This is a genomic window from Serratia sp. HRI (assembly GCF_010119335.3).
Taxonomy (GTDB): domain Bacteria; phylum Pseudomonadota; class Gammaproteobacteria; order Enterobacterales; family Enterobacteriaceae; genus Serratia; species Serratia nevei.
The window spans coordinates 3930316-3954216 of sequence record NZ_CP083690.1 but is presented as its reverse complement, the minus strand read 5'-3'; the positions used below and the strand labels follow the sequence as shown (position 1 = coordinate 3954216).

General features: G+C 62.7%; 16 protein-coding genes. 1 reads left to right on the top strand and 15 read right to left on the bottom strand.

Annotated elements, in window-relative coordinates:
• Nucleotides 1-232: 232 nt before the first annotated feature.
• A complete protein-coding gene (gene hmpA, locus GF111_RS18940; protein WP_055312276.1) occupies nucleotides 233-1423 on the top strand; it encodes an NO-inducible flavohemoprotein in 1191 nt (396 codons plus the stop codon).
• A 37-nt stretch (nucleotides 1424-1460) separates the two neighbouring features.
• Here hmpA and GF111_RS18935 read toward each other — a convergent pair whose 3' ends face one another.
• The 15 genes from GF111_RS18935 to purL all read right to left on the bottom strand — a co-directional run bounded on the left by GF111_RS18935 (nucleotide 1461) and on the right by purL (nucleotide 23728).
• A complete protein-coding gene (locus GF111_RS18935; protein WP_048234562.1) occupies nucleotides 1461-2645 on the bottom strand; it encodes a cytochrome c in 1185 nt (394 codons plus the stop codon).
• Nucleotides 2642-4552 carry an FAD/NAD(P)-binding protein gene (locus GF111_RS18930; protein WP_047730067.1) on the bottom strand — a complete coding sequence of 637 codons (1911 nt, stop codon included), beginning with the start codon at nucleotides 4550-4552 and terminating at the stop codon, nucleotides 2642-2644. Before GF111_RS18930 ends, GF111_RS18935 begins: the two co-directional genes overlap by 4 nt.
• 80 nt (nucleotides 4553-4632) lie before the next feature.
• Nucleotides 4633-6057, bottom strand: a complete 1425-nt coding sequence (patD, locus tag GF111_RS18925) for an aminobutyraldehyde dehydrogenase (protein WP_047730066.1) — start codon at nucleotides 6055-6057, stop codon at nucleotides 4633-4635.
• Between the two features lie 35 nt (nucleotides 6058-6092).
• Nucleotides 6093-6899: an ABC transporter permease gene (locus GF111_RS18920; RefSeq protein ID WP_038874514.1), complete on the bottom strand. Its 807-nt coding sequence runs from the start codon at nucleotides 6897-6899 to the stop codon at nucleotides 6093-6095.
• Entirely contained in the window at nucleotides 6889-7833 is a 945-nt protein-coding gene (locus tag GF111_RS18915; RefSeq protein WP_033644105.1) for an ABC transporter permease, read from the bottom strand. Before GF111_RS18915 ends, GF111_RS18920 begins: the two co-directional genes overlap by 11 nt.
• A gap of 1 nt (nucleotide 7834) precedes the next feature.
• Nucleotides 7835-8863, bottom strand: coding sequence for an ABC transporter ATP-binding protein (locus GF111_RS18910; protein ID WP_047730065.1), 1029 nt, complete (start codon nucleotides 8861-8863; stop codon nucleotides 7835-7837).
• 194 nt (nucleotides 8864-9057) lie between these two features.
• Nucleotides 9058-10212, bottom strand: coding sequence for a putative ABC transporter substrate-binding protein YdcS (gene ydcS, locus GF111_RS18905; RefSeq protein ID WP_033635611.1), 1155 nt, complete (start codon nucleotides 10210-10212; stop codon nucleotides 9058-9060).
• A 73-nt stretch (nucleotides 10213-10285) separates the two neighbouring features.
• Nucleotides 10286-11749, bottom strand: a complete 1464-nt coding sequence (locus GF111_RS18900) for a gamma-aminobutyraldehyde dehydrogenase (RefSeq protein ID WP_047730064.1) — start codon at nucleotides 11747-11749, stop codon at nucleotides 10286-10288.
• 115 nt (nucleotides 11750-11864) lie between these two features.
• Complete coding sequence (locus GF111_RS18895; RefSeq protein ID WP_038874511.1) at nucleotides 11865-12788, bottom strand: LysR substrate-binding domain-containing protein; 924 nt, start codon at nucleotides 12786-12788, stop codon at nucleotides 11865-11867.
• A gap of 406 nt (nucleotides 12789-13194) precedes the next feature.
• Nucleotides 13195-13533 carry a nitrogen regulatory protein P-II gene (gene glnB, locus GF111_RS18890; protein WP_004847623.1) on the bottom strand — a complete coding sequence of 113 codons (339 nt, stop codon included), beginning with the start codon at nucleotides 13531-13533 and terminating at the stop codon, nucleotides 13195-13197.
• An 11-nt stretch (nucleotides 13534-13544) separates the two neighbouring features.
• Nucleotides 13545-15167, bottom strand: a complete 1623-nt coding sequence (locus GF111_RS18885; protein ID WP_025303930.1) for an NAD+ synthase — start codon at nucleotides 15165-15167, stop codon at nucleotides 13545-13547.
• Nucleotides 15168-15298: 131 nt separating this feature from the next.
• Nucleotides 15299-16639 carry a two-component system response regulator GlrR gene (gene glrR, locus GF111_RS18880; protein ID WP_025303931.1) on the bottom strand — a complete coding sequence of 447 codons (1341 nt, stop codon included), beginning with the start codon at nucleotides 16637-16639 and terminating at the stop codon, nucleotides 15299-15301.
• Entirely contained in the window at nucleotides 16636-17508 is an 873-nt protein-coding gene (gene qseG, locus GF111_RS18875) for a two-component system QseEF-associated lipoprotein QseG (RefSeq protein WP_047730860.1), read from the bottom strand. The genes glrR and qseG overlap by 4 nt, the downstream gene beginning before the upstream one ends.
• Nucleotides 17509-17511: 3 nt before the next feature.
• A complete protein-coding gene (locus GF111_RS18870) occupies nucleotides 17512-18948 on the bottom strand; it encodes a HAMP domain-containing sensor histidine kinase (RefSeq protein WP_038874219.1) in 1437 nt (478 codons plus the stop codon).
• Nucleotides 18949-19834: 886 nt separating this feature from the next.
• The gene (gene purL, locus GF111_RS18865) at nucleotides 19835-23728 is read right to left on the bottom strand and encodes a phosphoribosylformylglycinamidine synthase (protein ID WP_174840527.1); all 3894 of its coding nucleotides are present in this window, start codon (nucleotides 23726-23728) and stop codon (nucleotides 19835-19837) included.
• Nucleotides 23729-23901: the final 173 nt, after the last annotated feature.

Here is a 23901-nt window from a genome sequence, read left to right as displayed (position 1 = left end):
AACGATTGGCATAAGGTGGCGCAAGGCTTTGATCCGCGAAACACCGCCGTTTATCAACGGACATTTCCTCATGCGAACAATGCGCTTTTTTCATGTTCTGTGAGCGCGATCGACGCCCGAAGAACACCGCAACGAAAACAAGGGTATTTACAAGCGACGCGGAACCCAATAAGATGCATTTAAAATACATCATTAAAATTCTCGTCAAGATCTCAACCCAAGGAGCGCTTCCATGCTGGATAGCCAAACCATCGCCACCGTGAAATCCACTATTCCCCTGCTGGCTGCGACCGGGCCGAAGCTGACCGCCCACTTTTACGATCGCATGTTCGCGCACAACCCGGAATTGAAAGACATTTTCAACATGAGCAACCAGCGCAACGGCGATCAGCGTCAGGCGCTGTTCGACGCCATCTGCGCCTATGCCGCCAACATCGAGAACCTGGCGGCGCTGTTGCCGGCGGTGGAGCGCATCGCGCAGAAGCACACCAGCTTCAATATCCAGCCGGAGCAGTACAACATCGTCGGTGGTCATCTGCTGGCGACGCTGGACGAAATGTTCAGCCCAGGCCAGGAAGTCCTGGACGCCTGGGGCAAAGCCTACGGCGTGCTGGCCAACGTATTTATCCAGCGTGAAGAGCAGATTTATCAGCAGAGCGAAACCGACAACGGCGGCTGGCGCGATCTGCGCGCGTTCCGCATCCTGAAGAAACAGCCGCAGAGCGACGTGATCTGCAGCTTCGTGCTGGCACCGGTGGACGGCGGCCGGGTGGCGGACTTCAAACCGGGGCAATACCTGGCGGTCTACATCAAGCACGACAGCCTGGAGCATCAGGAAATTCGCCAGTACTCGCTGACCACCTCGCCGAACGGCGAGTTCTACCGCATCGCGGTGAAGCGCGAAGATCAGGGGAAAGTATCCAACTACCTGCACCAGCAGGCGCAGGAAGGCGACGTGATCTACATCGCCCCGCCGCACGGCGACTTCTTCCTCGACGTGGCACCGACCACGCCGGTGGCGCTGATCTCCGCCGGCGTCGGCCAAACCCCGATGCTCGGCATGCTCAACACCCTGCACGACAACCAGCATCAGGCGCAGGTCCACTGGCTGCACGCGGCGGAAAACGGCAGCGTGCACGCCTTTGCCGATGAGGTAGCGGATATTGCCGGGCGTATGCCGAATCTGAGCCACCATGTGTGGTACCGCGAGCCGGGTGCCGATGACGTGGAAGGCCGCGACTACCACAGCCGCGGATTGATGGATTTGAGCGCGCTGCAAGGCAGCCTGGCCGATCCGCAGATGCACTATTACTTCTGCGGCCCGGTGGCCTTCATGCAGTTCGTGGGCAAACAGCTGCTGGAGATGGGCGTAGAGGCCGAACGCATCCACTACGAATGTTTCGGCCCGCATAAGGTGCTGTAATGCTTGCGGAGCGCGGCCGTCAGACCGCGCTCCCCTCTCATTTCGCCTGCAGTTGGCGCGCGTCCTGCACCTGCTGCACCGTCACCGGTGCCGCCTGGTTGCCCCAGCTTCCCCGCAGATAGCTCATCAGATCCGCCGCCTGCCGATCGTTCAACGCCCAGCCGTAAGCCGGCATATCGAACGCCATCGCGTGCTGCGTGGCTGGCGTATGCGCCCCCTCCAGCACCACCCGCAGCGCGGTCAGCGGATTGTCCGCCGTTACCGTGGCATTGCCCGCCAGCGCCGGAATGGCAAAATCGGTGCCTTCGCCCTTGTTGCCGTGGCAGGTCGAGCAGTACATCGCGTAGGTCGCCTTGCCGCCCGGATTATTCGCCTGCACGGCAGGCGCAGCGGCTTTGGCGGCGGTTTCCGGCGCCAGGCTGCGCAGGTACACCGCAATGGCGTTCAGATCGCCGTCGCTGAGATACTGCGTACTGTGGGTCACCACCTCGCTCATCGGCCCGGCGACCGCCGCATGGCGGCTGCGGCCGGTTTTCAGCAGCGCCGTCACCTCTTCCGGCGGCAGGCCGCGTAGATTGGAGGCATACCAGCCGTCCAGCTCGGCGCCGCTCAGGAATACCGGCGCCTTACCGTCCAGCCCCTTCTCCTGCATCGCCCAGCCGCGCGGCGTGTGGCAGCTGCCGCAATGGCCCGCGCCCTGCACCAGGTAGGCGCCGCGGTTCCACTCGGCGCTTTGCTGCGGATCTGCCTGATACGGCTGGTCGTCGTGGAACAGCTGGTTCCACACCGCCAGCGGCCAACGCATCGACAGCGGCCAGCTGATGTCGCTGTCCCGGTTGGCGACGTTCTGCGCCGGCACTTCATTCATCAGATAGTCATACAGCGCGCGCATGTCTTCCGCGCTCATTTTAGCGTACGAGGTGTACGGCATCGCCGGGTAAAGCCGGTGACCATCTTTGGCCACCCCCTGGCGCATGGCGCGATCGAACTCTTCGAACGAATAGGCGCCGATGCCGTGCAGCTTGTCCGGCGTGATGTTGGTGGCGTAGATAGCCCCGAGCGGCGTCGGGAACTTCATGCCTCCCGCCAGTTCAGCGCCGCCCGGCGCGGTGTGGCAGGCGGTGCAGTCGCCGGCTTTGGCGACATATTCCCCGGCCGACATCGCCTGGGCCGAGCCGCCGGCAGCCAGCAGGCTCAACAGGTACAGCGAACGCAAACTCATGCTCCCTCCTTGGCGGCAACCTTACCGTAGGCCAGTTCGTTCACCGCGCGCCACGCCTGATCGATCGCCGAGTTGGCGTACGGGCTCCAGTCAGAATCGGAGTTGGCGATAACGATCTTACCGATCGGCTGCCGCGCCGTTTCGATGATTTTCTTGGCTTCTTCTTCATCGTCAAACAGCCCGTTGAGGAAGTAGGAATAACCGTGCGACCAGCGGTTGACGGTGATCGCCTGAATATCGCGCTGATGGTCGAAACCCGCCTCGCCCAGCATGCCCTGCAGCTGTTCGCGGATCATCTGCTCATGCACCTCGAACGGCGTGCCCAGCAGCAGCGCGCGCCCTTTGCGCGACTGCTCGCGCGGGCTGAGGCCGCTGCCCGGCAACGTCGGCACGTAGACCATATGCAGGCCGATTGGCCGGTCCGGATCGCGCGGGTGCTGATACCCGCCCATGCTCACCGGGTAGTCCAGCTTCACGCGGCTGTACGGCGCGGCCGGCGAATAAATTTCGTGCACGCCCAGCTTGATGAACGGCTGCCAGTTGCGGATCACCACTTTGCTGTACACCAACGGCGCCTTGACGTTCTGCTTGAGCGCCTCCTGCTGCTCGTGCGACATCTCCGGCACCAGGTACGGGATCATCATGTTGTAGCCGGCCATCACCACCTGCCCGGCACGCACCTTGGTCATCTTCTCGCCGGTCATATAGGTGACTTCCACCTTGTCGCCGACGTTGGCCGCGTGCAGCCCGGTGCTGTTCAAACGCAGCTTCACCGGCGACTCCGGCCGATCGAGCTGGCTGTAGTCGAATTTGGCCAGCACCACGTCATTCATGTCTTTGCCGGCCGGCGCCACCGCCGGGATCAGCTTGCGCACCATCAGGCGCGTCAGCGTGGCGTTGCCGTCCGGGAAGTGGAACACGTAAGGATCGTCGAGATCCGCCTGCGACTCTTCGTCCAGCGGCGGCAGATTCATGCCGCCGAGGCCCGGCAGATCGCAGATGCGCGCATCGCTGCACGACGTGCCGTCGATGCCCACCGCCTGGAAGTCGTTGGTGGTCTGCTGGAAATAACGGATCGCCAGCTCGCTCAAGCCCACTTTTTCACGCAGGAACTGGGTGTAGCTGTGGGTATCGAGCCACTCGATCTTCTGCTCCAGCGTCATCTCCGGCAGATAATCTTTCTCCACCGTATGCAGCGCGATCAGCGCCTGCCGATCGCTTTCCGGCAGCGGGAAATCACCGATGAACGCTTCATAAGAGCGGCCGTTGAGGCGATCGCGCGGAATGTCGTCCGCCACCGTGCGGCCCGGATCGCCGCTCACCACTTTGTCGACGCCGAAGTTCTTGCGATCGAAGTAAACCCCGCGGCTCAGGTTCAGATCCGGGTAGAAGGTGGTGTCAAACGCCTGCTCCAGCCGATCGATATCGACGCCGAGCTTGCGCAGCAGCCCCATCGCCACCGGGCTGAAGTTGGAGCGCGGCGACTGCAGCGATTCGCTGCCGCCGTAGCCGAGCAGCATGCCGTCGTCGGTGCTGAATTCGTTGCGCTTGGCGTGGCCGCCGAAGTCGTCATGGTTGTCGATCAGCAGAATGCGCTGCTGCTCGCCTTTCAGCTGCTGCCAGAAACAGGCGGCCGCCAGCCCGCTGATGCCGGCGCCGACCACCACCAGATCGAACTCTTCAACGGCGGGCACGCTGCCGAAATCAAAGGTTTTACCGTCGCGCCCCAGCTGGTGCGCATGCTCGAACGAGCCCGGATGGTTACCCCGCAGCCCGGTCAGCGCCGGCGGGTAGTACAGGGTTTGATTGGCGGTTTGCGGCGACGCGCGCAAGATTTGCAGCGGCGTCAACCCGGCGGCGATGGTGATCGCCACCCCGTTGAGAAAATCGCGTCTGGTGATACCCATATAGGCTTCCTTTTTTATTATCATCGGCCGGCCGGGGCCGGCCCGAAGGCCGCGCTATTGTGCGGATAATTATTGTAAAATCAATGTTTGAACATCACATGACGAATGGCGGTGTAATCCTCCAGCCCGTACATCGACATGTCCTTGCCGTAGCCGGACAGTTTCTGGCCGCCGTGCGGCATTTCGCTCACCAGCATGAAGTGGGTGTTCACCCAGGTGCAGCCGTATTGCAGGCGGGCGCTTAAGCGATGCGCGCGGCCCACGTCGCGGGTCCACACGGACGACGCCAGCCCGTAGTTGGATTCGTTCGCCCAGGCCAGCACCTGCTCTTCGTCGTCGAACGGCGTCACCGTCACCACCGGGCCGAACACCTCGCGCTGCACGATCTCATCCTCCTGGCGCGCGCCGGCCAGCAGCGTCGGCTGGAAGTAGTAACCCGGCCCCTTCACCTTCTCGCCGCCGGTCACCACCTGCACGTGCGGCAACGCTTTGGCGCGCTCGACAAAACCGGCGACCCGCTCCAGATGCTGGGCGGTAATCAATGGCCCCAGCTCGGTGCTCTCGTCGTCCGGCGCACCGATCTTCAGGCTGGCCACCGCCTCGCCCAGCCGCTTCACCAGCTCGGGATAAATGCTTTTCTGCGCGTAGATGCGGCAGGCGGCGGTACAATCCTGCCCGGCGTTGTAGAAACCGAAGCCGCGAATGCCGTCCACCACCTGCTGCAGATCGGCGTCGTCGAACACCAGCACCGGCGCCTTGCCGCCCAGCTCCATATGGGTGCGCTTAATGCCGGCGGCGGTGTGGGCGATGATGTGCTCGCCGGTGGCGATCGAGCCGGTCAGCGACACCATGCGCACCTTGTCATGCCCGGTCAGCCGATCGCCGACGCCGGCGCCGCGGCCGAACAGCACGTTGAGCACGCCCGGCGGGAACAGCCCGACGGCCAGTTCGGCCAGTTTGAAAGTGGTCAGCGGCGTCTGCTCCGACGGCTTGATTACCACGCAGTTGCCCGCCGCCAACGCCGGCGCCAGTTTCCAGGCCGCCATCATCAGCGGGTAGTTCCACGGCGCGATCGAGGCCACCACGCCGAGTGGATCGCGGCGGATCATCGAGGTATGCCCGGCCAGATACTCGCCGGCCGCCATGCCGGTCAGGCAGCGGCTGGCCCCGGCGAAGAAGCGAAACACGTCGGCCACCGCCGGCAGTTCGTCGTTCAACACACAGTGATAAGGTTTGCCGCAGTTGAGCGACTCCAGCCTGGCGAAAGTCTCGGCATGCTCGTCGATCAAATCCGCCAGCTTGAGCAGATGCTCGGCGCGCTCCTTCGGCGTGGTTTGCCCCCAGGCGGCGAACGCGGCGTCCGCCGCCAGCACCGCGCGATCGACCTGCTCCGGGCTGGCCTCCGCCACCTGCGCAATCACTTCGCCGGTCGCCGGGTTATACACCGGCTGGGTCGCGCCCTGGCCATTCACCAGTTGGCCGTCAATCAACAGTTGGCTTTGCATAGGGTTATCCTTTTATCAGAGGTCGGGTAAGGAAATTATTTGCCGCTGCCGGCGACGCTTTCCCCACCTTTGGTCAGGTAGTAAGCGCCGAGGATCGGCAGCATGGTCAACAGCATTACCGACAGCGCCACCACGTTGGTGATCGGCACGTCGCGCGGGCGACCGAGCTGGTTCAGCAGCCACAGCGGCAGCGTGCGCTCGTGGCCGGCGGTAAAGGTGGTCACGATGATTTCATCGAACGACAGCGCGAACGCCAGCATGCCCCCGGCCAGCAGCGCCGAGCCGAGGTTCGGCAAGATCACGTAACGAAAGGTTTGCCAGCCGTCGGCGCCGAGATCCATCGACGCTTCGATCAGGCTGTACGAGGTGCGGCGGAACCGGGCGATGACGTTGTTGAACACGATCACCACACAGAACGTCGCATGGCCGACGACGATAGTCAGGATGCCCGGCTCGATGTTCAGCGCCTTGAACGCCGCCAGCAGCGCCAGACCGGTGACGATCCCCGGCAGCGCGATCGGCAGCAGCAACAGCAGCGAAATGCTGTCCTTGCCGAAGAAATCGCGCCGATACAGCGCCGCCGCCGCCAGGGTGCCGAGCACCAGCGCGATGGCGGTCGCCAGGCAGGCGATCTGCGCCGACAGCAGCACCGCATCGATGATGTCCTGCCGCCCGGCGGCAACGTTGAACCAGTGCAGCGTGAACCCCTTCGGCGGGAAGCTGAAGGCGGCATCCTCGGTGTTGAAGGCGTAGATGGCGATGATCGCCAACGGGAAATGCAGGAAGATCAGTCCGCCCCAGGCGGCCAGCTTCAGCCCTAAGGGCGCGCGTTCAGAGTGCATCGAAAGCCCCCAGACGTTTGACGATAGAAAGGTAGATGGCGATCAGGACGATCGGCACCAGCGTAAAGGCCGCGGCCATCGGCATATTGCCGATCGCACCCTGCTGGGCGTACACCATGCTGCCGATGAAATAGCCCGGCGGCCCCACCAGCTGCGGCACGATAAAGTCGCCCAGCGTCAGCGAGAAGGTGAAGATCGATCCGGCGGCGATGCCCGGTACCGCCAGCGGCAAAATGACGTGGCGGAAGGTCTGCGCCGGTCGCGCGCCCAGATCCGCCGAGGCGTGCAGCAGCGAGGGAGGCAGGCGCTCCAGCGCCGCCTGGATCGGCAGGATCATGAACGGCAGCCAGATATAGACGAACACCAGAAAACGCCCCAGCCCCGAGGTCGACAGCGTGTTACCGCCGACGCCGGGCACCGTCAGCAGCGAAGCCAACAGCGGCTCCAGCCCCAGGTGCTGCAGGAACCATTGCGCCACGCCGTCTTTCGCCAGCAGCAGGGTCCAGGCATAGGCTTTAACGATATAGCTGGCCCACATCGGCATCATCACCGCGATGTAAAAGAACGCCTTGACGCGGCCACTGGTGTAACGCGCCATGTAATAGGCGATCGGGAACGCCAGCGCCGCGCTGGCCAGCGACACCAGCACCGCCATGGTCAGCGTGCGCAGGATGATGTCGTAGTTGGCCGGGTTGAACAACGCCGCCAGGTTGGCGAAGGTCAGATCCGGCGTCACCGCCATGGTGAAATCGTCGAAGGTGTAAAACCCTTGCCACAGCAGCGTCAGCAGCGAACCGAGGTACACCGCGCCAAACCACAGCAGCGGCGGCACCAGCAGCAAAAGCAGATACAGCGTCGGCCGGCGATAAAGCCAGGTCGACAGCGCGCGCACGGTACCGCCGCGCGCCGAGGGGGAATCGATGCTCATGTCCATCTCACCTCTCCTCCAGCAGCGGTACCATCGCCGCGCGCGGCCAGCAGGCGACGATCGGCTGGCCAATCTGCCGCTGTTGCCCTTCGGCGATCCACTGCGGATTGGCCTGGCTGACCAGCAGCTTTTCGCCGCCGTTCAGCGCGATTTCATACCGCGTGGCCGCACCCTGGTAATGGATTTCCTGCAGCGTGCCCTGCACCTGGATCTCGTCCTGCGCCGCGCCGCCGTACTCCAGCAGGCGGATGTGTTCCGGCCGGATCGAGAAGGTTCGGCTTTCGCCGAGCAGGCGCTGCGCCAGCTCGCTGCGCACCACGTTGGAGGTGCCGACGAACTCGGCGACGAACGGCGTCTTCGGCCGCATGTAAAGCTCGCGCGGCGTATCCACCTGTTCAATGCGGCCGTTATTGAACACCGCGACCCGATCGGACATCGACAGCGCTTCGCTTTGATCGTGGGTGACGAAGATAAAGGTGATACCCAGCTGGCGCTGCAGCTTCTTCAGCTCGCCCTGCATCTGCTCGCGCAGCTTGAGATCCAGCGCGCCGAGCGGTTCGTCCAGCAGCAGCACCCGCGGCCGATTGACCAGCGCGCGCGCCAACGCCACGCGCTGCCGCTGGCCGCCCGACAGGTGCGCCGGCTTGCGTTCGGCAACGAAACCGAGCGCCACGCTCTCCAGCGCCTCTTGCGCCCGCGCCAGCCGCTCGCGTTTAGCGACGCCCTTCACCATCAGGCCATAGGCGACATTTTCCAGCACCGACATGTGCGGGAACAGCGCGTAATCCTGAAACACGGTATTCACGTCGCGCTGATACGGCGGCAGGTTGGCGGCTTCCTGGCCGTGGATGCGAATCGAGCCGGAAGTGAGCTGTTCAAAGCCGGCGATCAGGCGCAGGCAGGTGGTTTTGCCCGAGCCGGACGGCCCGAGCATGGAGAAGAATTCCCCGTCCTGAATGTCGATAGATACCCGATCCACGGCGCGAACATCGCCGAAAGTCCGCGAAACATCGATGAATTGCACGGCAATGGTCATTTCCTGTGCTCCAAAAAATCAAATGACTTCGGCGGATTGGGCGACAACCCGTAACCTAACCAGACCTATCCGCAAAATAATTCGAGCTGCATCGAGGCGGCAACCAAACGCATCCCCGGGAGCGTACAAATCGTACGTGACCGGGGTAAGTGCGGGCAGCCAACAAAGAGGCGGCTTGAAGTATGAAGGGGATATTAGCGGCCGCCCATGATGGCGATGTAATCCTGGGTCCAGCGGCTGTACGGCACGAACTTGCCGCCCTGCGCCTGCGGCGTTTTCCAGAAGGCGATTTTGTCGAACTGGTTGAAGCCGTTGGTTTCGCAGCCCTTCTCACCCAGCAGCGCGCTGGCCTTGCAGCCCGCCGGTGAAGCCGGCACCGATCCGAACCAGGCCGCCACGTCGCCCTGCACCTTCGGCTCCAGCGACCAGTTCATCCACTGGTAGGCGCAGCTCGGGTGCTTGGCGTCGGCATGCAGCATGGTGGTGTCCGCCCAGCCGGTCACGCCCTCTTTCGGGAACACGGTGGCGATCGGCTGCCCCTCGCCCTTCAGGGCGTTGGCCTGATACGGCCAGGCGCTGGAGGCCACCACGCCTTCGTTTTTAAAGTCGCTCATCTGCACCGAGGTGTCATGCCAGTAGCGGTGGATCAGCGCGTGCTGGCTGCGCAGCAGCTTCAGCGCCGCCTGATACTGCTCTTCGTTGAGCTGGTAAGGATCGCTGATGCCGAGCTGCGGCTGGGTGGCCTTCAGGAACAGCGCCGCGTCGGCGATGTAGATCGGGCCGTCGTAAGCCTGCACCCGGCCCTGGTTGCTCTTGCCGTCCGGCAGGTTCTGCTGCTGGAAGATCACCGCCCAGCTGTCCGGCGGCGTCGGGAAGGTTTTGGTGTTGTACATCAGCAGGTTCGGCCCCCACTGGTACGGCGTGCCGTAGGTTTTGCCGTCCACGGTGTACCAGGCGCCGTTCAGCAGGCGCGGATCGATGTTCTTCCAGTTCGGGATCAGCGCGGTGTTGATCGGCTGCACCCGCTTGCCGAAGATCAGGCGCAGCGAGGCGTCGCCGGAGGCGGTCACCAGATCGTAGCCGCCCTTGGCCATCAGGCTGACCATTTCATCGGAGGTGGCGGCGGTCTTCACGTTCACCGCGCAGCCGGTTTGCTTTTCAAACTGGGTGACCCAGTCGTAGTTTTTGTCGGACTGGCCGCGTTCGATGTAGCCGGGCCAGGCGATGATATCCAGCCGGCCTTCGCCTTTGCCCAGCGACTGCGGCAGATCGGCCGCCTGAGCCAGGCCGCACAGCACGGTGAGACAAAGCGCGGAGACGGTGGTGGTGACTGCGGTAGTTTTTCTCATCGTAATTACCCCTGTGTTGCGTATCTGTGTGCGGCAGGGAACGGCTGCCGCCTGATTTTGCTTTATAGAACCGCTAGAAGCTGGCTTTGAACTTCGCCATTACGTGCCTGACAACGCTGTAATCCTGCAGCGAATCGCTGGACAGATCCTTGCCGTAGCCGGAGCGTTTCAGGCCGCCGTGCGGCATCTCGCTCGCCAAGGTGAAATGGGTGTTGATCCAGGTGCTGCCGTACTGCAGATGGGCGGCAATGTGCAGCGCCCGATCGATATTTTGCGTCCACACCGACGAAGCCAGCCCGTATTCCGAGTCGTTGGCCCACTCGACCGCCTGCTCCAGGTGTTCGAAGCGCGTGATGCTGACCACCGGGCCAAACACCTCGCGCTGCACGATTTCGTCGCTTTGCAGGCAGCCCGCCAGCAGGGTCGGCTGGTAGTAGAACCCCGGCCCGGAGTGGGCCGCGGCACCGGTGATCAATTCGATATGCGGTTGACTGAGCGCTCGCTCGACGAAGCTGGCGACGCGATCGCGCTGGCGGCTACTTATCAACGGGCCGATCTCGTTGTCCTGATCGCGCTTGCGGGCGAAACGCAGGCTGGCGACCGCCTCGCCCAGCGCGTCCACCAGCTTGGGATAGATACCCGCCTGCGCATAGATACGGCAGGCGGCGGTGCAGTCCTGGCCGGCGTTGTAATAGCCGTAGGTGCGAATGCCGTTGACCACCTCGTCGAGATCGGCGTCGTCGCAGACGATCACCGGCGCCTTGCCCCCCAGTTCCAGGTGGGTACGCTTGACGCTTTTGGCCGCCGCCTGAAGAATTTTTTGCCCGGTGACGATATCGCCGGTGACCGACACCAGCCGCACCTGCGGGTGCCCCACCAGCTGGCTGCCGACCCCTTCCCCACCGCCGTAGACGATATTCAGCACGCCCGGCGGCAGGATCTCCTGCAGCGCCGGCACCAGCGCCAGAATGGTCAGCGGCGTATGTTCGGAGGGTTTAAACACCACGGTATTGCCCGCCGCCAACGCCGGCGCAATCTTCCACGCCGCCATCATCAGCGGATAGTTCCAGGGGGCGATCGAGGCCACCACGCCGATCGGATCGCGGCGGATCATCGAGGTGTGGCCCGGCACATACTCGCCGGCCAGCTGCCCTTGCTGCGTGCGCACCGCGCCGGCGAAAAAGCGGAACACGTCGACCGCCGCCGGCAGATCGTCATTGAGCGCCTGATGCAGCGGTTTACCGCAGTTGAGGGCTTCCAGCTGCGCCAGCTGCGGCGCCTGCCGCTCAATGGCGTCGGCGATCCGCAGCAACAGAGCGGCGCGCTGGGCCGGCGTGGTGCGCGACCAGTGGCCGAACGCCTGCTGCGCGGCTTTCACCGCGCCGCCGACCTGCGCCGAAGAGGCTTCGGTCAGGGCGATCAGCGTCTCGCCGTTGGCCGGATTGACGATGCACTCCTGCTGGCCTTCGCCGTCGACCAACTGACCGTTAATGAACTGCTGACAGGACAAACCTGAGAGAACCTGCACATCTGCCATCGCCTGACGCCCCTAAGTGACAAAAACGTTAACCAAATGTGAATAAGTTAGTTTTAATCAGCCTAAGCGAGCCTCTGGCGGGCAACAAATTCTAAATACTGAACGCCGCGTTCGATTAAATCGAATGCTTAAGCCCGGCGGCGTGTTTGCTGCCGTTCTCGCGCGCGATGGTAAGGAACGGCGTTACCAGCTCCGGCCGCGCGCTGCCGCGCCGCCACGCCAGCCCGATATCCAGCGGCTCCAGCAGATCGTCCAGCTTACGCGCCTCGATCATGTTGCCCTCGAGCGACCAGGCGCGGTACGCCATGTCCGGCTGGATGGAGACCCCCATCCCCGCCGCCACCAGGCTGCGCACCGCCTCGGTCGAGGCGGTCTTCATGGCGATCTCCGGCTTCAGCCCGGCGCGCGACCAGATGCGCCGCGCGTGCACGTCCATTTCATCGGCGTTGAGCTGGATCAGCGGCTGTTTGGCCACGTCCGCCAGGCTGATGCTCTCGTGCTCCAGCAGCGGGTGCAACGGCGGCAGCCAAAGGCGATACGGCGAGTGCATCAGCACCTCGGTCTGCAGCGCGTCGCGGTCTTCGATGTTCGACAGGATCAGCACGCCGATGTCGATCTCGCCGCTGACCAGCAGGTGCTCAATATACGGGCGCTCGTCTTCAACCACCTGCACGGTGACGTTGGGATAGGCCGATTTAAAGCGCGTGAGCAGCTCCACCAGGAAGTAGCCGGCCACCAGGCTGGTAACGCCGACGGTCAGCTTGCCGGTCAGGCTTTCGGTGCCGATCTGCAGGCTGCGCTTGGCGTTGTCCACCGTCGCCAGGATCAGATACGACTGGCGCAAAAACTGATGCCCCTGATGGGTCAGCGTCATGCCCTTGGCGTGGCGATCGAACAGCCGCACGCCGATCTCGGTTTCCAACTGCTGGATCGCCAGCGTCAGCGAAGACTGGGAGACAAACACCGCCTGGGCGCCGGCGGAGATCGACCCGGTTTCCGCCACCGCGATGAAGTGGCGGATTTGGCGTAACGTCATCATCCCCATCGCCTTTCAAGCCGCTGCGTTGTTGTCTGCGTTCTATTACGTGGCCCATCCGTAGGCCACGCCCTAACGGGCCGCTGCAAGCAGCGTTCAAATCTGCTCCCGGCAGATTTGTCCCCCCAGTCACTTACCTGAGTAAGCTCCTGGGGATGCACGCCCTTGCCGCCTAGCCGCAACTTGAAATTCATTGGGGATCACCTCAATCAAGATAGTTAGATTGATTGTAGATCCCGCGAGAAAAGCGATCGGGAAAAGTATCAAAAACGCGATAGCGTTCGCTTTTTTAGAATGCCGACGAGCAAAAAGAGGGAAACGGCGAGGCGAAGAAGCATGATGCGCGGGGAGCAGAAATGACAAGGGCGCAGCACGCTGCGCCCTGAATAGCCGATGATCCTGCGGAGGATCAGATCGCTTCTTCGTCCTGCTCGCCGGTACGGATGCGCACCACGCGCGCCACGTCGAAGACGAAGATTTTGCCGTCGCCGATCTTGCCGGTCTGCGCGGTTTGCATGATGGTTTCCACGCAGGTGTCGACGATATCGTCGGCAACCACGATCTCGATCTTCACCTTAGGCAAAAAGTCGACCATGTACTCGGCACCGCGGTACAGCTCGGTGTGGCCCTTCTGGCGGCCGAAGCCTTTCACTTCGGTGACCGTCATACCGGTGATGCCCACTTCGGCCAGCGCTTCGCGGACGTCATCCAGTTTGAACGGCTTGATAATCGCGTCGATCTTTTTCATCTTCTTTCCTTTTACCAATTTTTGCGGCCAAAACCGGATGTGATGGGGTAGCGGCGGTCTTTGCCGAAGTTACGGGCGGTGATACGCGGCCCGACGGCCGCCTGACGCCGCTTGTATTCGTTGATGTCCACCAGGCGGATCACCTTGCGCACGATCGCTTCGTCGAACCCTTCGGCCACCAGATCGGCAACCGACTTGTCGCGCTCAACGTAGCCTTCCAGGATCGCGTCCAGGATATCGTACGGCGGCAGGCTGTCCTGATCGACCTGATCCGGCGCCAGCTCGGCGGACGGCGGACGATCGATCACCCGCTGCGGGATCACGTAGGAGACGGTGTTACGGTATTCGGACAGCTTGAACACCAGCGTTTTCGGCACGTCCTTCAGCACGTCGAAACCGCCGGCCATATCGCCGTACAGCGTGGCGTAACCCACCGCCATTTCGCTCTTGTTGCCGGTGGTCAGCACGATGCTGCGGCGTTTGTTGGACAGCGCCATCAGCACCACCCCGCGGCAACGCGCCTGCAGGTTTTCTTCGGTGGTGTCGCGCTCGGTGCCGGCGAACATCGGCGACAGCTGGCCCATAAAGGCGTCGAACATCGGTTCGATGGAGACGATATCGAACTCCACGCCGAGGATTTCCGCCTCTTCCTTGGCGTCGGCGATGCTGATATCTGCGGTATAGCGGAACGGCATCATCAGCGCCTGCACCTTGTCTTTGCCCAGCGCATCCACGGCGATCGCCAGCGTCAGCGCCGAGTCAATGCCGCCGGACAGGCCCAGCACCGCGCCTTTAAAGCCGTTTTTGGTCACGTAGTCGCGCACCGCCAACACCAGCGCCTGGTACACCTGCGCCAGCTGCGGCAGCTCAGCGGCCGGATCGGCCATCGGCACCACGGCCAGCTCGTTGAATTCCAGACGAGTCACCTGCTCGTCGAAGGCCGCCAGACGGTGAGTCATGGTGCCGGCGGCGTCGAATACCTTGGAGCAGCCGTCGAAGATCAGCTCATCCTGGCCGCCGACCTGATTGAGGTACACCAGCGGCAGCTGGGTGCGCTGGCAGTGGCCGGCCATCAGCGTTTTGCGGATATACGGCTTTTCGCGGTTATACGGCGAGGCGTTGATCGACAAGATAATTTCCGCGCCGGCGGCCTTGGCGGCGTCGATCGGCTCAGGGAACCACAGATCTTCGCAAATCAGCAGACCCAGACGGTAGCCTTTCAGCTCCACCACGCAGGTGTCGTTACCGGCGTGGAAATAGCGCTTCTCATCGAACACGCCGTAGTTCGGCAGCTGCTGCTTGAAGTAGCGGGTCAGCAGGCGGCCTTCGGCAAACAGCGACAGCGCGTTATACAGCTTGTCGCCTTCGCGCCACGGGTGGCCAACCAGGATCGCCGTCTCGGCGGAGGCCTGCTGCAGGCGCAGCAGCTGCGCGTCGCAGCGCTGATAGAAGTCATTGCGATACAGCAGATCTTCGGGCGGGTAGCCGGACAGCGCCAGTTCGCTGAACATGACCAGATCGGCTCCCGCCTTCTGCTGCTCCTGCACGATTTGCAACATGCGTTCGGTGTTGCCTTCAATGTCGCCGACCAGCAGGTTCAGCTGGGCCAGGGCGATGGAAAGTGATCTGCTCATTTGTGTACGATCCCGCTTAATACGTTCCATGGTGCTCTACGCCGGGGCGCGCCGCGGCAAAAGAGAACGGAGTGTAAATCATTCCGCCGGATTTGTTGAGAACCTGCGTGGCAGGCGCCGGCGGCAAACTGTCATTCTTTAAAATCGTTGGCGTCCAGTTCGTGGCGCGACAGCAATTTGTAAAACTCGGTGCGGTTGCGGCCCGCCATGCGCGCGGCCTGGGTCACGTTGCCCTTGGTGATCTGCAGCAGCTTGCGCAGGTAGTGCAACTCGAACTGGTTGCGCGCTTCGGCGAAGGTCGGCAGCGCGGTGTTTTCCCCTTCCAGCGCCTGCTCCACCAGCGCTTCGCTGATCACCGGTGCCGAAGTCAGCGCCACGCACTGCTCGATGACGTTGACCAGCTGACGCACGTTGCCCGGCCAGCTGGCGGTCATCAGCCGCTTCATGGCGTCGGTCGAGAAGCTGCGCACGAACGGCTTGTGCCGCTGAGCCGCTTCGCGCAACAGGTGATTGGCCAATAGCGGGATATCTTCGGCGCGTTCGTTGAGCGCCGGGATCTTCAGGTTCACCACGTTGAGGCGGTAGTAGAGATCCTCGCGGAACTCGTTCTTCGCCATCGCCTTTTGCAGATCGCGGTGGGTGGCGGAGATGATGCGCACGTCAATGTCCAGATCGCGGTTGCTGCCCAGCGGCCGCACCTTGCGCTCTTGCAGCACGCGCAGCAACTTCACCTGCAGCGACAGCGGCATATCGCCGATCTCGTCGAGGAACAGCGTGCCGCCCGCTGCCGCCTGGAACAGCCCTTCGCGGCTGCTGACCGCGCCGGTAAAGGCGCCCTTGGCATGGCCGAACAGTTCGGACTCCAGCAGCTGCTCCGGCAGCGCGCCGCAGTTGATGGCGATGAACGCCTTGCCGGCGCGCGGGCTGGCCGCGTGGATCGCCTGCGCCACCACCTCTTTACCGGTGCCGCTCTGGCCGTTGATCAAGACGCTGACGTCGGACTGCGCCACCATTTTCACCTGCTCCAGCAGGCGCAGCATCAGCGGGCTGCGGGTGACGATGTCTTCGCGCCAGGCCTCGTCGCCGGCCGGGGTGGCCGACAGCGCGAGCGCCTCGTCGATGGCCTTATACAGCGCATCGCGATCCACCGGTTTGGTGAGGAAGCTGAACACCCCCTGCTGGGTGGCGGCCACCGCATCGGGAATCGAACCGTGCGCGGTGAGGATGATCACCGGCATGCCCGGCTGATGCTTTTGGATCTCGGCGAACAGCGCCATGCCGTCCATCTCGTCCATACGCAGATCGCTGATCACCAGATCGATCTGTTCGCGCGCCAGCAGGCGCAGCGCTTCCTGGCCGCTTTCGGCGGTGGTGACGTGAAAACCTTCGCTGGTCAGACGCATGCCCAGCAGCTTCAGCAGGCTGGGATCGTCGTCAACCAAGAGCAAATTGGCCGGTTTGCGTGCGGTCATTGCGCGTGGGACTCCTTATTGGCAGGGTGCGGCGTATAGGTGTCTTCCGGTTCAACCGGCAGCGCGGTGCCTTTTTCCGGTTCGTCCTGCGATTCAGCCCCTTTGGCGGCCGCGCCGTTTTTACCGGCGGATTCGCCCTTTTGCGAGCCTGCGCTGTTGTCCGGGATTTCCCCTTGCAGCTGCTTGCGCGAAGAGAGCTGGCGCTCGATATCGGTCAGGTTCTCCAGCTTGCGCGAGGTGTCCTGCAGCTGCGATTGCAGACGCGCCTGGCTCTGGCGCAGCGAATCGATCTGGCTGTCGCTGCTCTCCTGCAGATGCTGATAGCGTGCTTTCTCATCGAACAGCGTGATCTGCAGCAATTGCTGCTGGCGCCACAGCTGCGTCAGCGGACGCAGTGAACCAGGGAATTCCATCCGATAGCTGTTGATCCTGTCGATGATCTGGCGGCGTTCGCCGGAGGTCGGCTGTGCGCTGCCCAGCAGGATGCTCTGTTTGAAAACGCCGGACCAGCTGTCGCCAGGCACCGTTTTCGCCAGCGCGCGCGCCTGGGTCGAGCCGATACGATCGGCGCAGTCCATCGCGCGCAGCCAGTAGAGCGCGTTATCCAGCGCGTCCTTGTCGTCCAACTGCCACAGGGTATCGCAAGCCGCGGTGCGGTAATCAATCACCTTGGTATCCGGGATCGCCTCTTGCTGCTGAGGGTTCAGGCCACCGCTGACGGCGCGATCGACACAGCCCGCCAGCAACAGCGGCATAAAGAAGACGGCACCCAACCAGCTGATCGGGCGTTTGCCGAGCGGCGCTCTGTGCGTGGCACGCGGTGAACGTTCGGTCTGTGAAAGACGAAGGCGTTTAGACCATGTGTACATTATTTATTCATTCTCGGCGGTTAACGGCAGTTCAATGCGGAAGCAGACGTCTGCACCGGCGACCGTCGCCAGTTGCAGCTCACCGCGCATGCGACGGATACAGTCCTGAGCGATGCTCAACCCCAGTCCGCTTCCTTTTACCGCCCCTTTTCGCTGGTGACTACCCTGGAAAAAAGGCTCGAAAATCATGGCTCTTTCAGCCTCGGGGATCGGCGTGCCGCTATTGGCGACGTCGATTTGCACCCGTTGTCCAACCTGACGGCTGCGGATCCAAATGTTACCGGATTCCTTGCCGTAGTGCACCGCATTGGAGTAGAGATTATCCAGCACGCGCATTAATAGCGTAGGCTCTGCCCAGCAGATTTCCGCCTCCAGCGTAATTTCGGTGGAAATCATCTTCGCCCGCGCCGGCAAACTGTGCGCGGCGACCACCAAATCGACCATGTCGCGCAGCTCGACGTTCTCGTGTTCCGCCGGGCCATCGGCCAATTTGCGGTTGTAATCCAACAGCTGTTCAATCAGCTGCTGCAGATGGCGGCTGCTGTTGTCGAGGATCGCCACCACCTCTTTCTGATCGGAAGTCAGCGGCCCCGCCACCTCGTCGGCCAGCAGTTCGGTGCCTTCACGCATGCTGGCCAACGGCGTTTTCAGCTCGTGCGAAATATGGCGCAAAAACTCGTGGCGCTGCGACTCCAGCCACGCCAGCCGCTCGCTCAGCCAGATGATGCGCTGCGCCAGCGAACGCAGCTCGCGCGGCCCCTTGAACGACGCGGTGCTGCCCAGCGCGCGCCCTTCTCCCAGGCGGTTGATCATCCGCTCCACGGCCTTGACCGGCCCGATGATCATGCGGGTGAACAGCACCACCAGCAGCACGCTGACCAGGAACAGCAGCAGCGCCTGCCAGCCGAAGAACTGGCCGCGCTCGGCGATGGCCTGCTGCAGCTGCTGGCCGCGCGAGAACACCACCGCGCGCGTGGCCTGCACCATTTCGGCGTTGGAACGGGAGAACGACTCGAGCAAGGCGGAAGCCTCTTGGTCCGGCCCGCTGTTATGGCATTTGATCGCCGCCAGCTGGGTCAGCAACTGGCGCAGCGTTTGGTAGTAGCGCTCGTCCGGCAGGATCGGCGCGTGGGCGTCCAGCATCTGCGAATACTGCTTGCGCTGGTTCTGGTACAGCTTCTGCAGCGTAGGATCGACCAGCACACAGTACTGGCGATAGCTGCGCTCCATCTCCAGCGCCACGCTGGTCATCGCCTCGCTGCGCCGCGCGTCCACCAGCGTGGTGCGGTTGATGTCCGCTGCCTGCGCGCTGAGGTGATCCAGACTCTGGTAGGCCTGATAGGCCAGCACCAGCAGCGGCAACAGCACCAACAGGAACGCCAGCAGCACCAATTGCCGCAGCGAACGGGGGAATAAACGCCATTTTTTCAACGAAATCATCTCATTCTCTCAGCTCTGTCACGATGCTAACTGACTCGCCGGAAAGAGAAAAGCCCGGCAAGGGAGAATCCTGAACGCACAAGGAAAAAGCTGCGGGTTCGGTGAACCGCGCCCATAGGCCTGGCCTGCCGACGGCATGCGGCCTCGGTAACATCAACCGGTGTGAAAGCAAGAGTGTGGGGAAAGCGTCTGCGTTCGAGGGCATAGGCAACGAAACGGGAATAAGCGCAGCGTTGATAAATGACATCGGGGCAAGAAACTTGCCCCAACGCAAGGAAAGTGTGGATGCCCTTAAGTCTCGTCCCCAGGGTGATGTAGCGCAGCGGCTGGCATCGAACAGGACGAATAGCATCCGTAAGTATCCAGGATTGATGAACCCTTCATCACAGTTGGATACAGGCGGTGCCTCACTCCACGTGTCGCCCGATGCTTGATAAAGCCGTTTGCACGGTCTGTTATCGGTTTGGTTGGACGATAGGCACCATTTCTTTGGCATCATTCGGAGGCTTATGAGGCGATTTGCCGTCTATTTACGGCGCCGTCATAAAAAGTTGAATGAGCAACCGACGAGAATAATGCACGTTGCGTGCCAACTTTGCAATAAAAATAATAACAATATGATTTTATTGAAAAATAAAACCATATCAGCAAATTTCTTTGCGCATCACGCCCCGATGAGCGATGAAAAAAACGCCGCGCTGTCGCCAAATGCAGACAACCAAAGCCAAACCCACTTATGGCCAATAAAATCAAAAAGTTAAATGTCTCCATTTGGCGACACGAAAAATAGCGCCTGTCGCAAAATGCAGACACTGCCGCCAATCGCCGAACCTCGGCCATAAAAAAGGCGCAATTGCTTGCGCCCTGTGTACGGTGGTGGCCGTATTTAGCCCAGTTGCTTACGGGCGTTGCGGAACATGCGCATCCACGGGCTGTCCTCGCCCCACTCTTCCGGGTGCCAGGAGTTGCTGACCGTTCGGAACACGCGTTCCGGGTGCGGCATCATTACCGTGGCACGCCCGCTGGCGCTGGTCACGGCGGTAATGCCGTTCGGCGATCCGTTCGGGTTAGCCGGGTAAGTTTCCGTTACCTGACCGGCGTTGTTGACGAAACGCAGCGCCACCAGGCCATGGCTTTCCAACGCCGCCAGATGCGCCGCATCGCGCACTTCGACATGCCCTTCACCGTGGGAAACGGCGATCGGCATGCGCGAGCCGGTCATGCCCTGCAGGAACAGCGACGGGCTGGCCGCCACTTCCACCAGGCTGAAGCGCGCCTCAAAGCGATCCGACAGGTTGCGCACGAAGCGCGGCCAGTGTTCGGCGCCCGGGATCAGCTCACGCAGGTTGGACATCATCTGGCAGCCGTTGCACACGCCCAGCGCCAGCGTCTGCGGACGGTGGAGGAACGCTTCGAACTCGTCGCGCACCCGCTCGTTGAACAAGATAGACTTCGCCCAACCTTCGCCGGCGCCCAGGACGTCGCCGTAAGAGAAGCCGCCGCAGGCCACCAGCGTGTGGAAATCCTGTAGATCGCGGCGTCCTGCCAGCAGATCGCTCATGTGCACGTCCACCGCGTCAAAGCCGGCGCGGTGGAACGCCGCCGCCATTTCAACGTGGGAGTTCACCCCCTGCTCGCGCAGCACCGCCACTTTCGGGCGAGCGCCCTTGGCGATGTACGGCGCGGCGATGTCTTCCTCCGGTGCGAAGGTCAGCTTCACGTTCAGACCGGGATCTTGTTCATCCTGCTTGGCCTGATGTTCCTGATCGGCGCACGCCGGATTGTCGCGCAGGCGCTGCATCTGCCAGGTGGTTTCCGCCCACCAGGTGCGCAGCGTATTGCGGCTTTCGCTGTACAGCGCCTTGCCGTGTTGGGTGATGACGAAACGATCGCCGGCCTGCACGCTGCCGATGTGATGCACGTTGTCGGTCAGTCCGTGCTGAGCGAACGCCTGCTTCACGTCGTCGAGACGTTCGGCGCTCACCTGGATCACCGCGCCCAGCTCTTCGTTGAACAGCACCGCCAGCGCATCGTCGCCGAGGCCGTCGAGATTGACGTCCACACCACAGTGACCGGCGAAGGCCATCTCCGCCAGCGTCACCAGCAGGCCGCCGTCGGCGCGGTCGTGGTAAGCCAGCAGCGCTTGCTCGGCCACCAGCTGCTGCATGGCGTTGAAGAAGCCCGCCAGCTGCGCAACGTTGCGCACGTCGGCCGGTTTGTCGCCCAGTTGGCGGTAAACTTGCGCCAGCGCGGTGGCACCCAGCGCGTTATGGCCGTTGCCCAGGTCGATCAACAGCAGCGCGCTGTCGCCCTTATCGGTGCGCAGCTGCGGCGTCACGGTGTGGCGCACGTCCTCCACGCGGGCGAAGGCGGTGATGACCAGCGACAGCGGCGACGTCATTTCGCGCTGTTCGTTGCCTTCCTGCCAGCGGGTTTTCATCGACATGGAGTCTTTGCCCACCGGGATGGTGATGCCCAGCGCCGGGCACAGCTCTTCGCCCACCGCTTTCACCGCTTCGTACAGCCCGGCGTCTTCGCCCGGGTGGCCAGCGGCGGCCATCCAGTTGGCGGACAGCTTCACGCGCTTCAGGCTGCCGATCTCGGTGGCAGCCAGGTTGGTCAGCGCTTCCCCGACCGCCAGGCGGCCGGAGGCGGCGAAGTCCAACAGCGCCACCGGCGCACGTTCGCCGAGCGACATCGCTTCGCCGTAGTAGCTGTCCAGGCTGGCGGTGGTGACCGCGCAGTCGGCCACCGGGATCTGCCACGGGCCGACCATCTGGTCACGCGCCACCATGCCGGTAACGGTGCGATCGCCGATGGTGATCAGGAAGGTTTTCTCCGCAACGGCCGGCAGATGCAGCACGCGTTTCACCGCGTCGGCCAGCGTGATGTTCTCACGCTGCACCGCCTGGCCACTTGCTTGCAGGCGGGTAACGTCGCGGGTCATTTTCGGCGTCTTGCCGAGCAGCACGTCCAGCGGCATGTCGATCGGCTGGTTGTCGAAGTGGCGGTCGTTCAGCGTCAGGTGCTGTTCTTCGGTCGCTTCGCCGATCACCGCATAAGGTGCGCGCTCGCGGCGGCAGATCTCGTCGAACTGCGCCATCTGTGCCGGGGCAATCGCCATCACGTAACGTTCCTGCGATTCGTTGCACCACACTTCCAGCGGGCTCATGCCCGGCTCGTCGTTGAGGATATCGCGCAGCTCGAAGCGGCCGCCGCGGCCGCCGTCGCTCACCAGCTCCGGCATGGCGTTGGACAGGCCGCCGGCGCCGACGTCATGGATAAACAGGATCGGGTTCTGGTCGCCCAGCTGCCAGCAGCGGTCGATCACTTCCTGACAGCGGCGCTCCATTTCCGGGTTGTCGCGCTGCACCGAAGCGAAGTCCAGATCGGCATCGGACTGGCCTGACGCCATCGACGAGGCCGCGCCGCCACCCAGGCCGATATTCATCGCCGGGCCGCCCAGCACCACCAGTTTGGCGCCGACGGTGATTTCCCCTTTCTGCACGTGATCGGCACGGATGTTGCCGATGCCGCCCGCCAGCATGATCGGTTTGTGATAGCCGCGCAGCTCAACGCCGTTGTGGCTGTTGACGCGCTCTTCATAGGTACGGAAGTAGCCCAGCAGCGCCGGACGACCGAATTCGTTGTTGAACGCCGCGCCGCCCAGCGGGCCTTCGGTCATGATATCCAGCGCGGTGACGATGCGTTCCGGCTTGCCGAAATCCTGCTCCCACGGCTGTTCAAAGCCGGGAATGCGCAGGTTGGACACCGAGAAGCCCACCAGGCCGGCTTTCGGCTTGGCGCCGCGGCCGGTAGCCCCCTCGTCGCGGATCTCGCCGCCGGAGCCGGTCGCGGCGCCCGGCCACGGCGAGATCGCCGTTGGGTGGTTGTGGGTTTCTACCTTCATCAGGATGTGCGCGTCTTCCTGATGGTAATCGTACTTGCCGTTCTCCGGCGCGGCGAAGAAGCGGCCGACCTGCGAGCCTTCCATCACCGCGGCGTTGTCTTTATACGCCGACAGCACGTAGTCCGGCGTCTGCTCATAGGTGTTCTTGATCATCTTGAACAGCGATTTAGGCTGCTGTTCGCCGTCGATGATCCAATCGGCGTTGAAAATCTTGTGGCGACAGTGCTCGGAGTTGGCCTGTGCGAACATATAAAGTTCGATATCCGTCGGGTTGCGCCCCAAACCGGTAAAGGCATTCAGCAGGTAGTCGATCTCGTCCTGCGCCAGCGCCAGGCCGAGCCGGACGTTGGCCTGCTCCAGCGCGGTGCGCCCTGCGCCCAGCACGTCGACCGACTGATACGGCGCCGGCTGATGGTGCGCGAACAGCTGTTCGGCCTGTTGCAGTTCGCTGAAGACGGTTTCCATCATGCGATCGTGCAGCAGCGCGGCAAGCTGGCGCCACTGGGTTTCCGTCAGCTCGGGCGCCTTGACGTAGAACGCCAGGCCGCGCTCCAGGCGCAGCACCTGCTGCAGACCGCAGTTGTGGGCGATGTCGGTGGCTTTAGAAGACCAGGGAGAAATGGTGCCCGGACGCGGCGTGACCAGCAACAACCGGCCTTCGGGAGCGTGTTCGGCGAGAGAAGGACCGTACTTGAGCAGCCGCTGAAGTTTGGCGTGTTCTTCGGCACTGAGCGGTGCGCTAACATCGGCAAAGTGGACGTACTCGGCGTAGATATCACTGACGGGCAGGTGGGCGTCCTGGCAGCGGGACAGCAGTTTGGTAATGCGAAAAGCCGATAAAGCGGGCGAACCACGCAGAATTTCCATAATCAAAGTTCTCTCGTCTTCGAAGCGACGGATAAGACGCTTCATTGGGCGCAACAGGGGAAAACGCGCGCCATTATAGAGAATCCTCGCCGCCGACGAAACCGTTTGCGTAGGGATTATTGATAAAAGCGTGCCGCACCGTCGAATTGTCATAACGTGTCAATAAAGTTGCACAC

Excerpts from the sequence above, each read along its gene's own strand:
- GF111_RS18870 (WP_038874219.1), bottom strand. The coding sequence starts at position 18,948 with ATGATTTCGTTGAAAAAATGGCGTTTATTCCCCCGTTCGCTGCGGCAA.
- ydcS (WP_033635611.1), bottom strand. The coding sequence starts at position 10,212 with ATGAGAAAAACTACCGCAGTCACCACCACCGTCTCCGCGCTTTGTCTC.
- patD (WP_047730066.1), bottom strand. The coding sequence starts at position 6,057 with ATGCAAAGCCAACTGTTGATTGACGGCCAACTGGTGAATGGCCAGGGC.
- GF111_RS18900 (WP_047730064.1), bottom strand. The coding sequence starts at position 11,749 with ATGGCAGATGTGCAGGTTCTCTCAGGTTTGTCCTGTCAGCAGTTCATT.
- glnB (WP_004847623.1), bottom strand. The coding sequence starts at position 13,533 with ATGAAAAAGATCGACGCGATTATCAAGCCGTTCAAACTGGATGACGTC.
- hmpA (WP_055312276.1), top strand. The coding sequence starts at position 233 with ATGCTGGATAGCCAAACCATCGCCACCGTGAAATCCACTATTCCCCTG.
- qseG (WP_047730860.1), bottom strand. The coding sequence starts at position 17,508 with ATGTACACATGGTCTAAACGCCTTCGTCTTTCACAGACCGAACGTTCA.
- glrR (WP_025303931.1), bottom strand. The coding sequence starts at position 16,639 with ATGACCGCACGCAAACCGGCCAATTTGCTCTTGGTTGACGACGATCCC.
- GF111_RS18910 (WP_047730065.1), bottom strand. The coding sequence starts at position 8,863 with ATGACCATTGCCGTGCAATTCATCGATGTTTCGCGGACTTTCGGCGAT.
- GF111_RS18920 (WP_038874514.1), bottom strand. The coding sequence starts at position 6,899 with ATGCACTCTGAACGCGCGCCCTTAGGGCTGAAGCTGGCCGCCTGGGGC.
- GF111_RS18930 (WP_047730067.1), bottom strand. The coding sequence starts at position 4,552 with ATGGGTATCACCAGACGCGATTTTCTCAACGGGGTGGCGATCACCATC.
- GF111_RS18885 (WP_025303930.1), bottom strand. The coding sequence starts at position 15,167 with ATGAGCAGATCACTTTCCATCGCCCTGGCCCAGCTGAACCTGCTGGTC.
- GF111_RS18895 (WP_038874511.1), bottom strand. The coding sequence starts at position 12,788 with ATGATGACGTTACGCCAAATCCGCCACTTCATCGCGGTGGCGGAAACC.
- GF111_RS18935 (WP_048234562.1), bottom strand. The coding sequence starts at position 2,645 with ATGAGTTTGCGTTCGCTGTACCTGTTGAGCCTGCTGGCTGCCGGCGGC.
- GF111_RS18915 (WP_033644105.1), bottom strand. The coding sequence starts at position 7,833 with ATGGACATGAGCATCGATTCCCCCTCGGCGCGCGGCGGTACCGTGCGC.